11 protein-coding genes are annotated in these 13,121 nt (G+C 63.8%); 9 read left to right on the top strand and 2 right to left on the bottom strand.

The genetic code is table 11. The annotated features are described in order from the left end of the window. The first annotated feature begins 57 nt into the window (after positions 1–57). The 8 genes from dusB to hflX all read left to right on the top strand — a co-directional run bounded on the left by dusB (position 58) and on the right by hflX (position 10,190). Positions 58–1,083, top strand: a complete 1,026-nt coding sequence (gene dusB / locus JN279_RS23440; RefSeq protein WP_202350390.1) for a tRNA dihydrouridine synthase DusB — start codon at positions 58–60, stop codon at positions 1,081–1,083. Further along, positions 1,080–2,222, top strand: a complete 1,143-nt coding sequence (locus JN279_RS23435; protein WP_096445831.1) for a two-component system sensor histidine kinase NtrB — start codon at positions 1,080–1,082, stop codon at positions 2,220–2,222. Before dusB ends, JN279_RS23435 begins: the two co-directional genes overlap by 4 nt. Next, positions 2,219–3,679 carry a nitrogen regulation protein NR(I) gene (gene ntrC / locus JN279_RS23430; protein ID WP_019858034.1) on the top strand — a complete coding sequence of 487 codons (1,461 nt, stop codon included), beginning with the start codon at positions 2,219–2,221 and terminating at the stop codon, positions 3,677–3,679. The genes JN279_RS23435 and ntrC overlap by 4 nt, the downstream gene beginning before the upstream one ends. Positions 3,680–3,807: 128 nt before the next feature. Next, positions 3,808–6,093: a sensor histidine kinase NtrY-like gene (locus JN279_RS23425; protein ID WP_202350389.1), complete on the top strand. Its 2,286-nt coding sequence runs from the start codon at positions 3,808–3,810 to the stop codon at positions 6,091–6,093. Continuing rightward, positions 6,083–7,444 carry a nitrogen assimilation response regulator NtrX gene (gene ntrX, locus JN279_RS23420; RefSeq protein ID WP_202350388.1) on the top strand — a complete coding sequence of 454 codons (1,362 nt, stop codon included), beginning with the start codon at positions 6,083–6,085 and terminating at the stop codon, positions 7,442–7,444. Before JN279_RS23425 ends, ntrX begins: the two co-directional genes overlap by 11 nt. Positions 7,445–7,543: 99 nt before the next feature. Continuing rightward, complete coding sequence (locus JN279_RS23415; protein ID WP_202350387.1) at positions 7,544–8,407, top strand: D-amino-acid transaminase; 864 nt, start codon at positions 7,544–7,546, stop codon at positions 8,405–8,407. Positions 8,408–8,552: 145 nt separating this feature from the next. Further along, positions 8,553–8,798 (top strand): RNA chaperone Hfq, encoded by a 246-nt coding sequence (hfq, locus tag JN279_RS23410; RefSeq protein WP_006202172.1) that lies wholly within the window; start codon positions 8,553–8,555, stop codon positions 8,796–8,798. Continuing rightward, on the top strand, positions 8,799–10,190 hold the full coding sequence (gene hflX, locus JN279_RS23405; protein WP_202350386.1) for a GTPase HflX: 1,392 nt from the start codon (positions 8,799–8,801) through the stop codon (positions 10,188–10,190). It begins immediately after the preceding gene. A 62-nt stretch (positions 10,191–10,252) separates the two neighbouring features. Here hflX and mazG read toward each other — a convergent pair whose 3' ends face one another. Both mazG and JN279_RS23395 read right to left on the bottom strand, forming a co-directional pair. Further along, positions 10,253–11,077, bottom strand: a complete 825-nt coding sequence (mazG, locus tag JN279_RS23400; protein ID WP_096445845.1) for a nucleoside triphosphate pyrophosphohydrolase — start codon at positions 11,075–11,077, stop codon at positions 10,253–10,255. An 80-nt stretch (positions 11,078–11,157) separates the two neighbouring features. Then, positions 11,158–12,342, bottom strand: a complete 1,185-nt coding sequence (locus tag JN279_RS23395) for an amino acid aminotransferase (protein WP_202350385.1) — start codon at positions 12,340–12,342, stop codon at positions 11,158–11,160. A gap of 181 nt (positions 12,343–12,523) precedes the next feature. On the opposite strand from JN279_RS23395, the gene JN279_RS23390 reads away from it, so the two are divergent. Continuing rightward, the gene (locus JN279_RS23390) at positions 12,524–13,117 is read left to right on the top strand and encodes a histidine phosphatase family protein (protein ID WP_202350384.1); all 594 of its coding nucleotides are present in this window, start codon (positions 12,524–12,526) and stop codon (positions 13,115–13,117) included. Positions 13,118–13,121 lie beyond the last annotated feature (4 nt).

Below are 13,121 nucleotides of genomic sequence, written 5' to 3'. Positions count from 1 at the left end.
ATTGCGGCCAATATGGCTAGAGAATGTGCAACGAATGGACGTGCTTGGTTTTTGTGCATGGTTAACCTGACCAAATTGGCCGCGCCTCTCGACGTCGGCGGCGTGGAAATCCGCAATCGCGTATTCCTCGCGCCGATGTCGGGTATCACCGACGAGCCTTTCCGGCGACGCGCCCATGCGCATGGCGCGGGCCTGGTCGTGTCCGAAATGGTGGCAAGCGGCGAACTCGCCAAGGGCAGGACCGGCTTCGACCTGCGCATACGTCATTCCGGCCTGCCCGTCCATATGGTGCAGCTGGCCGGCCGCGAAGCGGCACACATGGCCGAGGGCGCGCGCATCGCCGCCGGCGAGGGCGCCGACATCATCGACATCAACATGGGCTGCCCAGCCAAGAAGGTCACCGGCGGTTATGCCGGCTCGGCATTGATGCTGGATCTCGACCATGCGCTGTCGCTGATCGAGGCCGTGGTCGGCGCGGTCAAGGTACCGGTGACGGTCAAGATGCGGCTCGGCTGGGACGAAGGGGCGCTCAATGCGCCCATCCTGGCGCGCCGTGCCGAGCAGGCGGGTGTCAAGATGGTGACGGTGCACGGCCGCACGCGCTGCCAGTTCTATCAGGGCAAGGCCGACTGGCGCGCCATCGCCCGCGTCAAGGACGCCGTGTCCATACCGGTCGTTGCCAATGGCGATGTCTGCTCTCCCGCCGGGGCGGCCGCCATCCTTGACCAATCCGGCGCCGATGCGGTGATGGTCGGCCGCGCGCATTACGGCGCCCCCTGGATCGCCGGCGGTATCGCGGCGGCAGCGGGCGAAATGGCGACCAACGTGCCGCAGAATCCCACGGCTTTGGCCGACTATATCGTCGCCCACTACGAGGACATGCTGGCGCTTTATGGCGTCGAGAGCGGATTGCGTCAGGCGCGCAAGCATCTGGGCTGGTATCTCGATCGCCATGCAGTCGGGGTCGCCGACGATGATCGAAAAGCCATCCTGACCACGTTCGAGCCGGCCCGCGTCATTGCCTTGCTGCGCAATGTGTTCTCGCGTGATCCGCAACCCTTGAACCTGCGGAGCGCCGCATGAACGCCACCGCTGGCCAAGGCATCGAGACGCCGAATGCCGCCCAGATCGTCCTCAACACCATCCGTCGACCGGTGATCATGATCAGCGAGGAAGGGTTCATCACCTTCGCCAATGCTGATGCCGAGGACTTCTTTCGCTCCAGCGCGACCATGCTGGCGCGCAACACCCTGTCCAAGCTGATTCCTTTCGGCAGCCCGCTGCTGACGCTGGTCGATCAGGTGCGCGAGCGCCGGGCTCCGGTCAACGAATATCGGGTCGACGTGTCGTCGCCACGTCTCGGCATCGAAAAGGTCGTCGATCTTTACGTCGCGCCGGTGCCGGAATTCCCGGGGGCCGTCGTGGTCATGTTCCAGGAGCGGTCGATGGCCGACAAGATCGACCGGCAGATGACGCATCGCGGTGCGGCGCGCTCGGTGACCGGCCTGGCGGCGATGCTTGCCCATGAGATCAAGAACCCGCTCTCCGGCATCCGCGGCGCGGCGCAGTTGCTCGAATTGTCTGCCTCCGACGAAGACCGAGCGCTGACCCGGCTGATCACCGACGAGACGGACCGCATCGTCTCGCTGGTCGATCGCATGGAGGTGTTTTCCGACGAGCGGCCGATTGATCGTTATCCCGTCAACATCCATGTCGTGCTCGACCATGTGAAGGCGATCGCCAAGAACGGTTTTGCCAAGAAAGTCAGGATATTGGAGGACTATGATCCATCATTGCCTCCGGTATTCGCCAACCGCGACCAGTTGATCCAAGTGTTCCTCAACCTGGTCAAGAACGCCGCCGAGGCGATCGGCAGCGACCCGCAGGGCGAGATCGTGCTGTCGACCGCCTTCCGGCCGGGCATTCGCGTTTCGGTTCCAGGCACGCAGGACCGTGTCTCGTTGCCGCTGGAGTTCTGCGTGCGCGACAATGGCTCCGGCGTCTCGGAGGACATTCTGCCGATCCTGTTCGATCCCTTCATCACCACCAAGCCGAACGGCTCGGGGCTGGGGCTGGCGCTGGTCGCCAAGATCGTCGGCGAGCATGGCGGCATCATCGAATGCGATTCGACCCCACGCGGAACCACCTTCCGCATCCTGATGCCGGCCTGGAAGGAAACGCCGTTCGGCGCTGAAGAAGACGGTGAAGGAGACCGCAAATGACGGTTCGCGGCAATATTCTCGTCGCCGATGACGACGCGGCGATCCGCACGGTGCTCAATCAGGCTCTCTCGCGCGTCGGTCATGAAGTGCGCGTCACCTCCAACGCCTCGACCTTGTGGCGTTGGGTGGCGGCCGGCGAGGGCGACCTCGTCATCACCGACGTGGTGATGCCGGACGAGAACGCCTTCGACATGCTGCCGCGCATCAAGAAGGCACGGCCGGAACTGCCGGTCATCGTGATGAGCGCCCAGAACACGTTCATGACGGCGATCCGCGCCTCCGAGACCGGTGCCTACGAATATCTGCCAAAACCGTTCGACCTGACCGAACTGCTCAACATCGTCAACCGGGCGCTGTCGGAGCCAAGGCGGCCGAAGATCGATGCGCGGCCGGATGAGCAGCCTGAAACCATGCCGCTGGTCGGCCGCTCGGCGGCCATGCAGGACATCTACCGCATGCTGGCGCGCATGATGCAGACTGACCTGACGGTGATGATCTCGGGTGAATCCGGCACCGGCAAGGAACTAGTGGCGCGCGCCCTGCACGAATATGGCCGCCGCCGCGGCGGCCCGTTCGTCGCCATCAACATGGCGGCGATCCCGCGCGACCTGATCGAATCGGAGCTGTTCGGCCACGAGAAGGGCGCTTTCACCGGTGCCCAGAACCGTTCCACCGGCCGTTTCGAGCAGGCCGAGGGCGGCACGCTGTTCCTCGACGAGATCGGCGACATGCCGATGGAGGCGCAGACGCGCCTGCTACGCGTCCTGCAGCAGGGCGAATACACCACGGTCGGCGGCCGCACGCCGATCAAGACCGATGTGCGCATCGTTGCCGCCACCAACAAGGATCTGCGCACGCTGATCAACCAGGGACTGTTCCGCGAGGATCTGTTCTATCGCCTCAACGTCGTGCCGCTCAGGCTGCCGGCATTGCGCGAGCGTTCCGAGGACGTGCCCGACCTCGTGCGCCACTTCTTCAAGCTTGGCGAGATGGAAGGGCTGCAGACCAAGCGCATCTCTTCCGGCGGCATCGAACTCATGAAGCGCTACCCCTGGCCGGGCAATGTGCGCGAATTGGAAAACCTCGTTCGCCGGCTTGCCGCGCTCTATTCGCAGGACGAGATTTCCGCCGAGATCATCGAGGCGGAACTGAAGACCGGCGAGCGCCCCGTGGTACCCGGCGGCGGCAACCTCATTCCCGACGACCTCTCCATCGGCCAGGCGGTCGAGCATTTCCTGCAGCGTTATTTCGCCTCGTTTGCCGGCGAATTGCCGCCCGCCGGGCTCTACCAGCGCATTCTGTCCGAAGTCGAATATCCGCTGGTCCTGGCCTCGATGACGGCAACCCGCGGCAACCAGATCAAGGCTGCGGAACTGCTGGGGCTGAACCGCAACACGCTGCGCAAGAAGATTCGCGAACTGGGCGTCAACGTCTACAAATCGTCGCGGCCGGGCTGAGCGCTGATCTGACGCACTCTTTTCAGGGGACTGAGCGGCGAAACATTTCCGCCATTGTCACACTTGTTGCATAATCGCCACAATGCGTTGCATAGATCGGACGCAATCATTGGCTCCCAGACGGCGACATGGCTCCGCAGGCACCTGTACTCAACCAACCGCTTTTCAGCGAACCCGGCGCGCGCGACGGGCGCCGTTTGCTGGCGCTGCCCGGCGTCGTGGCGGTCGTCGGCGCGCTGGTCATGGCCGCCATTTCGTTCACCATCCTGGTCGGCGCGACGCCGATCGCGCCTGACGCCAGGACGACCTGGGCGCTGATCGCGCTCAACGCCGCCTTCGTGCTTTTCCTCAGCGCGCTGGTCGGACGCGAGGTGCATCGCATCGTCATGGCGCGCCGGCACGGCAAGGCGGCCTCGCGCCTGCATGTGCGCATCGTCGCCATGTTCGCGCTGGTCGCCGCCATCCCCGCCATCATGGTGGCCATCATCGCCTCGATCACGCTCGACATCGGCCTCGACCGCTGGTTCGAGATCCGCACCAAGACAATCGTCAATTCCTCGCTGTCGATCGCCGATGCCTATGTTCAGGAAAATGCCCGCAATTTGCAGGGCACGACATTGTCGATGGCCTATGACCTCGATGCGTCGCGCACGCTCTATGGCCTTGATCGCACAGGCTTTCTCGACCTCCTGAACAAGGAGGCGGTGGGCCGGTCGCTGGCCCATGCGGCGCTGATCAAGCCCGACGGCTCGTTCGTCATGAGCGCCAAGACGGATGCCGACTTCGCCATGCCGGAACCGCCGGAAGGCTCAGTCAGCAGCGCCACCGACGGCAAGCCGGTGCTGATCGAGCCGCGCACGCGCAACATCATGGGTGCCATCGTCAAGCTGCGCGAGATCGAGGGCCTCTACCTCTACACCATCCGCCTTGTCGATCCCGAGGTGATCAAGGCACGGCAGATCGTCAGGTCCAACACCGACGAATACCGCAATCTCGAGGACAACAGGCGCACCTCGCAAGTGGCCTTCGCGCTGCCCTACCTATCGCTGACCCTGATCATTATCCTGTCGGCAATCTGGACCGGCATCGCCGTCGCCGACCGCCTCGTGCGACCGATTCGCCAGCTCATCGGCGCCGCCGACGAGGTGGCGACCGGCAATCTCGACGTCGCGGTTCCAGTCAGGCCCTCCGACGGCGATGTCGCCTCGCTCGGCGACACCTTCAACAAGATGCTGCTGGAACTCAAATCGCAGCGCAACGAAATCCTGTCGGCAAAGGACCTGATCGACGAGCGGCGGCGCTTTTCCGAAGCCGTGCTTGCCGGCGTCACCGCCGGCGTCATCGGCGTCGATCCCTATGGCATCGTCACCATCGTCAACCGTTCGGCCGAATCGATGCTGGCCATCTCCGCCAGTGCCGCACTCGGGCAGAACCTGTCCGCCATTCTGCCGCATGTCGGCCGTGTCTTCGAAATCGGCCGCCAGTCGGGCAAGCCCGTCTACCGCGAGCAGGTGACGTTCTTCCGCGCCGGCACCGAGCGCACCTTCAACGTGCAGATCACCGTCGAGGCGGGTGATGACGGTTCGGAGGAGAAATCCTACGTCGTGACCGTCGACGACATCACCGATCTGGTCCAGGCGCAGCGTTCTTCCGCCTGGGCCGATGTGGCGCGCCGCATCGCCCACGAGATCAAGAACCCGCTGACGCCGATCCAGCTTTCGGCCGAGCGCATCAAGCGCCGCTATGGCAAGGTCATCACCGAGGACCGCGAGGTTTTCGACCAGTGCACCGACACCATCATCCGGCAGGTTGAGGACATCGGCCGCATGGTCGACGAATTCTCCGCCTTCGCGCGCATGCCCAAGCCGGAGATGAAGGCCATCGATCTGCGCGAATCGCTGCGCGAGGCGTCGTTCCTGGTCGAAGTCAGCCGCGCCGACATCACCTTCGAGCGGGTTTTCGGCAACGAACCGCTGAAGGGCACGTTCGACAGCCGCCTTCTGGCGCAGGCTTTTGGCAATGTGATCAAGAACGCCGCCGAGGCGATCGACGGACTGGAACAGAAGGACGGTTCGCACGGCATAATCCGGATTCAAGCCGCCCGTCAGAATGGCGCGATTCGAATCGACGTCATCGACAATGGCAAAGGCCTGCCGCGGGAGAATCGCCAACGGCTGCTCGAGCCCTATATGACCACGCGCGAGAAGGGCACCGGGCTTGGTCTCGCTATCGTCAAGAAGATCGTGGAGGACCATGGCGGCAGGCTGGAACTTCATGATGCGCCCGCGGATTTCCATGGCGGGCGCGGTGCGATGATCAGCATCATCCTGCCGCCCGCGGCTGCCACACCGTCGCGCGGTGAAGCCAAGACGGAACACGAAAGAGAAACTGAAAAGGTCGGTAATGGCGTCTGATATTCTCATCGTCGATGACGAGGAAGACATCCGCGAGCTCGTCGCAGGCATATTGAGCGACGAAGGTCACGAAACCCGTACGGCATTCGATGCCGACAGCGCGCTAGCTGCTATAGCTGATCGCGCGCCGAGGTTGATCTTCCTCGACATCTGGCTGCAGGGCTCGCGTCTGGACGGCCTGGCGCTGCTCGACGAGATCAAGACCATGCATCCCACTCTGCCGGTGGTGATGATCTCCGGTCACGGCAACATCGAAACGGCGGTCTCCGCCATCCGCCGTGGCGCCTATGATTTCATCGAGAAGCCGTTCAAGGCCGACCGGCTGATCCTCATTGCAGAGCGCGCGCTGGAAACCTCGAAGTTGCGGCGCGAGGTTTCCGACCTCAAGCAGCGCAGCGGCGAGACCTTCGACCTGATCGGCATGTCGTCGGCGATGAGCCAGCTGCGCCAGACCATCGAGCGCGTCGCGCCGACCAACAGCCGTGTCATGATCATCGGCCCGTCGGGATCAGGCAAGGAACTGGCGGCGCGCGCCATCCACACGCTGTCGGCGCGCAAGAGCGCGCCGTTCGTGACGCTGAGCGCCGCCAACATCACGCCCGAGCGCATGGAGATCGAACTGTTCGGCACCGAATCGAACGGTGTCGAGCGCAAGGTCGGCGCGCTGGAGGAGGCTCATCGCGGCATCCTCTATATCGACGAAGTGGCCGACATGCCGCGCGAGACGCAGAACAAGATCCTGCGCGTGCTGGTGGAGCAGCAGTTCGAGCGGGTAGGGGGCACCAAGCGGGTCAAGGTTGATGTTCGCATCATCTCCTCGACCTCGCAGAACCTGGAAGCCATGATTGACGACGGGCGTTTCCGCGAGGACCTCTACCATCGCCTGGCGGTGGTTCCTGTGATGGTGCCGGGGCTGGCCGAGCGGCGCGAGGATATTCCTTATCTCGTCGACAATTTCATGAAACAGATCGCCCGCCAGGCCGGCATCAAGCCGCGCCGCATCGGCGATGATGCGCTGGCCGTGCTGCAGGCGCACAACTGGCCGGGCAACGTCCGCCAGCTGCGCAACAATGTCGAGCGGCTGATGATCCTGGCACGCGGCGACGACGTCGACGCGCCGATCACCGCGGACCTTCTGCCGTCCGAGATCGGCGATGTCATGCCGCGCACACCGAATCAATCCGACCAGCACATCATGGCGCTGCCGTTGCGCGAAGCGCGTGAACAGTTCGAGAAGGACTATCTGATCGCCCAGATCAACCGCTTTGGCGGCAACATCTCGAAGACAGCCGAGTTCATCGGCATGGAACGTTCCGCCCTGCACCGCAAACTGAAGTCGCTGGGCGTCTGACGCGCGCGATCTCCATTCAGCCGCGTGGGCCAACCATTTGCCGGTTACGGCCAAGGCGGAATCGCATAAGACAGCCCGAGAATTCTCCAGGGGTCGCCAATGCCACGCATTGCCTATGTCAACGGGCGCTACGTCGCTCACGCGGACGCTTCCGTGCATATCGAGGATCGCGGCTATCAGTTCGCCGATGGCGTCTATGAGGTCTGCGAGGTGGCGCAGGGCTTCATCGTCGACATGCCGCGCCACCTTGCCCGGCTCAACCGCTCGCTGACCGAACTGTCGATCGCCTGGCCGGTGGCGCGCAACGTGCTGCCGCTCATTCTACGCGAGGTGGTCAACCGCAACCACGTCGTCAACGGCCTGGTCTACGTGCAGGTAACCCGCGGTGTCGCCAGCCGCGACTTTGTTTTCCCGTCGGCGGACACCAAGCCGGCTTTGGTGGTGACCGCCAGGAAGGCCGATCCCGCCGCCGGTACAAAGCGGGCCGAAGCCGGCATCGCGGTCATCACCGTACCCGAGAACCGCTGGGACCGTGTCGACATCAAGACTGTTGGACTGCTGCCCAATGTATTGGCCAAGCAGAAAGCCAAGGAAGCCGGCGCCCAGGAGGCGTGGTTCGTCGATACCGATGGCAACGTCAAGGAAGGCGGTTCGTCGAACGCCTGGATCGTCACGCGGGACGGCGTCCTGGTCACCAGGCCGGCCGAGCACGGCATCCTGCGCGGCATCACCCGCACAACCATGTTCGAAGTGGCGGCGAAGCTCGGCCTGAAGATCGAAGAGCGCGGTTTTTCCGTTGCCGAAGCCAAGGCGGCGCGCGAGGCGTTCATCAGTTCGGCGACGACGATTGCCATGCCTGTCGTGGCCATTGACGGCGATCCGGTGGCCAACGGGCACCCCGGCTCTGTGACACTTTCGTTGCGGCAGGCCTTTTTTGACATTGCGGAAAAAAGTCCAGCCTGATAACCGCACAGGTGGAATGAACATCAATATATCTCGTTCTGCTTGTCGTTACTGACGACAAGACGGTGTTTGCGCGCTTGACATGTGCCCGACAATTTGGCGCATTGGCTTGCAAACCGAAGGGGATCGGCGAAAGACAAGAACAATGGCGGAACGATCGCAAAACCTTCAGGACCTGTTCCTGAATTCAGTTCGCAAGAGCAAGAACCCGCTCACCATCTTCCTCATCAACGGCGTGAAGCTGACCGGCGTGGTCACTTCGTTCGACAATTTCTGTGTGCTGCTGCGCCGCGACGGTCACTCCCAGCTCGTCTACAAGCACGCCATTTCCACGATCATGCCGAGCCAGCCGGTTCAGATGTTCGATGGCGAGGAAAGCCAGGGCGCCTGATTGGCACGTGAGAAGGACGCGGACGGTACGGTTCGCGGAAAACCAGCGCATCATCCCGGGACGGAAGCCAAGGGGCCGACCCGGGCTGTCGTCATTGTGCCCGTGCTTACCCGCCAGCCGCGCGGCGACGACGAGACGAACCGTCCACGGCTGACGCGTTCGGCCGATGCTCGCCATGACGAGGCGGTCGGCCTCGCCCGCGCCATCAATCTCGACCCCGTCCATACGGCCGTCGTGACCGTCAACGATCCGCGTCCGGCAACCTTGCTCGGCAGCGGCAAGGTCGAAGAGTTCGCCGAGATCGTCAAGGCGAACGACGCGGAACTGGTCATCGTCGACCATCCGCTGACGCCGGTGCAGCAGCGCAATCTCGAGAAGGAACTGCATGCCAAGGTTCTCGACCGCACCGGCTTGATCCTCGAGATCTTTGGCGAGCGAGCCCGCACCAAGGAAGGCACGCTGCAGGTCGAACTTGCGCATCTCAACTACCAGAAGGGCCGCCTGGTCCGCAGCTGGACCCACCTTGAACGCCAGCGCGGCGGCGCCGGCTTCCTAGGCGGCCCCGGCGAAACCCAGATCGAATCTGACCGGCGGCAGTTGCAGGAAAAGATCATCAAGCTGAAGCACGAGCTGGAAACAGTGCGTCGCACCCGCGACCTGCACCGCGCCAAGCGCAAGAAGGTGCCGTTCCCGGTGGTGGCGATCGTCGGCTACACCAATGCCGGCAAGTCGACGCTGTTCAACCGGCTGACCGGAGCGGACGTGCTGGCGCAGAACATGCTGTTCGCCACGCTCGACCCGACGCTGCGCCGCGTGCGCCTGCCGCATGGCACGCCGATCATCCTGTCGGACACGGTCGGTTTCATCTCCGACCTGCCGACGCATCTGATCGCGGCCTTTCGCGCGACGCTGGAAGAGGTGGTCGAGGCAGATCTCGTCATCCATTTGCGCGACATTTCCGATCCCGACACGGCCGCACAGGCCGAGGATGTCGAGCGCATCCTGGCCGACCTCGGTGTCGACGCCGGCGATGCCAAGCGCGTGATCGAGGTCTGGAACAAGATCGATCTGCTGGACGAAGGCAACAGGAGCCGGCTGCTCGCCGATGCCGCCGACGGCAGCAAAGGTCCGCCAATCGCCATTTCGGCGGTGACCGGCGAGGGCATCGATGCGCTGAAGGCGGTCATCGAGACACGCATGGCGGGCGAACTCGAAGACCTGACGGTGACGATCGAGCCGGCGCAGTTCGGCCTTGTCGACTGGCTTTATCGCAATGGCGATATCGTCTCACGCACCGACAATGATGACGGCAGCGCCACCCTCTCGCTCAAGGCCACGCAAAGCGCCCGCGGGGAAATCGAAAGCCGATTGCGCCGTAAAAACAACGGCTAGGCCGGAACAATTGCTGGAAAAGTGTATAACGCTTTTCCGTTCCGAATTGCCGGTCTATAGGCCTACTTCGCGGTTTTTGCTTCCTGCCAGAGCGCTTCCATCTCGTCCAGGGTGGCCTGTTCCAGCGTGTTGCCGGATTTTTCCAAGGCTCGCTCGACATAGTGGAAGCGCGACCGGAACTTTTCATTGGTGCCGCTCAGCGCGGCTTCCGAATCGAGCTTGAGATGACGGCCGAGATTGACGACGGCGAACAGCATGTCGCCGAACTCGTCCTTGATCGACGCCGTCTCGCCCTTGGCCAGCGCCTCGCGCAACTCGCCGATCTCCTCCTCGATTTTGTCGAGGATAGGGGCAGCTTCGCTCCAGTCGAAGCCGACGCGGGCAGCCTTCTCCTGCAGTTTGAGCGCCCGCGTCAAAGCGGGCAGGGCGACCGGAACGCTGTCCAGAAATCCCTTGCCATTGTCTTCGGGGTCGAGGCCGCGCGCGAGACGGGCTTGCCGCTTCTCCGTCTTCTCCTGCGCCTTGATCTTTTCCCACATGCCCTTGGCCATGCCGGCACTGCGGGCCTCCTCATCGCCGAAGACATGCGGGTGGCGGCGGATCATTTTCGTCGTGATCGCCTGGACCACATCCGGAAAGGCAAATTCACCGGCTTCTTCGGCCATTTGCGCGTGATAGACGACCTGCAGCAGGAGATCGCCGAGCTCGTCGCGCAGATCGTCGAGGTCGCCGCGCGCGATGGCGTCTGCCACCTCATAGGCCTCCTCGATCGTGTAGGGCGCAATGGTCGAGAAATCCTGCTCGATGTCCCAGGGACAGCCGGTCTTCGGGGCGCGCAACGCCGCCATGATCTCGATCAGCCGCGAAATGTCTTTAGATGGCGTCATGCGGCGGATGCTATCGCGCCGCCCGGCGCGCGGCCAATGCTGTCAGCCGGCGAGGGCGCCTTGTCCACAGGTGAGCCGTTTCAGTCGAGTACGGAGACGATCGCCTTGGCGAGGTCATCCATCCCATCCTCGGGCAGTCCGGCGACATTGATGCGGCTGTCGCCGACCATGTAGACGCCATGCTCGGCACGCAGTCGCTCGACCTGCGCTTCCGTCAGGCCAAGCCGCGAGAACATGCCGCGATGGCTGGCGACGAAGTCGAAGCGGTCGGAGTTGGACTGCCGGCGTAGCGCCTCAGCGAACTGGACGCGAAGCCGGAGCATGCGCAGGCGCATCTCCTCCAGCTCAGCTTCCCAATCGGCACGCAAGGTCGCGTCTTCCAGCACGATGCGCACCGCCGCGGCACCATGGTCCGGCGGCATCGAATACATGGCGCGCGCCGCCGACAGCATTTGGCTCATCGCCACATCGGCCTGCGCGCCGTCCTTGGCCAGGATCATCGCTGCGCCGACGCGGTCGCGGTAGACGGCGAAATTCTTCGAGCAGCTCGACGCCACAACCATTTCCGGCACTTTCGCGGCCAGCAGGCGCAGGCCGAGGGCGTCGGCCTCGAGGCCGTCGCCAAAGCCCTGATAGGCGATGTCGACGAATGGCAGCAACTCGCGCTCGACGACCAGATCGGTGACCGCCTCCCACTGCGCCGCATCGAGGTTGGCGCCGGTCGGGTTGTGGCAGCAGCCATGCAGCAGCACCACGTCGCCACTCTCTGCCGTCCGCAACGCCGCCAGCATGTCGTCGAAACGAACCGCACCCGAGGCCGCGTTGAAATAGGGGTATTCGCGGATCTGCAGGCCGGCGGCACGCATCACCGGCATATGGTTCGGCCAGGTCGGATCCGACAGCCAGACGGTCGCATCAGAGCGTGTCCGCTTGAGCAATTCAGCCACCAGCCGCAGCGCACCCGAGCCGCCAGGCGCCTGGGCCGCCCGGATACGCGTCATGTCCGCGCCCGGGCCGAAAGCGAGCTTGGCCATCACCGCGTTGAAGCCGGTGTCGCCGGCGAGCCCGAGATAGGTCTTGGTGTCCTGGCTGTTCAGCAGTCGCTTTTCGGCCTCGCGCACGGCACGCATGACCGGCGTGTTGCCGTCGCGGTCCTTGTAAACGCCGACGCCGAGGTCGACTTTGTTGGGGCGCGGATCGGCGCGATAGAGGCCGATCAGAGCCAGGATCTTGTCGGCGGGAGCAGGCTGCAGGTCTTCGAACATCGCAATGGTTCCGTTGGCGCGGCGGAGTGATACGCAAATCGAACGCGCTCCGCCAGCGGTTTTGGTTGCCTCAACGCGAAAGGCGGCGCCTACGGGAGCCGCCTTTCGATCGAAACGATAGCCGCTATTCTAATCCCAGCGTATGCGTCACTAGGAAAGCAGTTCAAGGAATGACAGCTTCATGCTCGTACGGCTGACAATGATTTGTAACGGCGCCACGGCCGCGACCCGGAAGGGGGCGTTCCCGTCGGACGAGCCATTGGAGCCGCGATCACTCACGCTGGCGAAGGCGATGCGCGGGACTTTGCGCCGTGCCGACCGCGTGTGGACGGCGCCTTCGCTTCGCGCCCGGCAGACCGCCGAGGCGCTGGCGCTGGACGCATCGGTCGAACCGCTCCTGGCGGACCAGAATCATGAAGGCTGGGCCGGCAAGAGTTTCGAGGACGTGCAGGCACAACAGCCCGGCGACATCGCCGCATCGCTAACCGACCCCCATGCAGCGCCGCATGGCGGCGAGTCGCTGGCCGACGTTGCCCGCCGGGCCTCCGCATTGATGGATCGGTTGATGGCCGAGCGTGGCCATACGATCGCGATAACCCATGCCAGCGTCATTCGCACCGCGATCCTGCATGTTCTGGGTGCCCCGCTTGCCGCTAGTGGGAAGATCGACATCGAGCCGCTGAGCATCACCGATTTTCGCAGCGACGGCCGCAGATGGGTTTTGCGCGCCTGCGGCGTAGTTACGCCCAAATCGGCAAAACCGCTTCGCCCCTGAGGGC

Origin of the sequence: Mesorhizobium sp. 113-1-2 (assembly GCF_016756475.1) — a bacterium.
In the GTDB taxonomy this organism is placed as follows: Bacteria; Pseudomonadota; Alphaproteobacteria; order Rhizobiales; family Rhizobiaceae; genus Mesorhizobium; species Mesorhizobium loti_C.
This window is presented reverse-complemented; position numbering and strand designations above follow the sequence as displayed.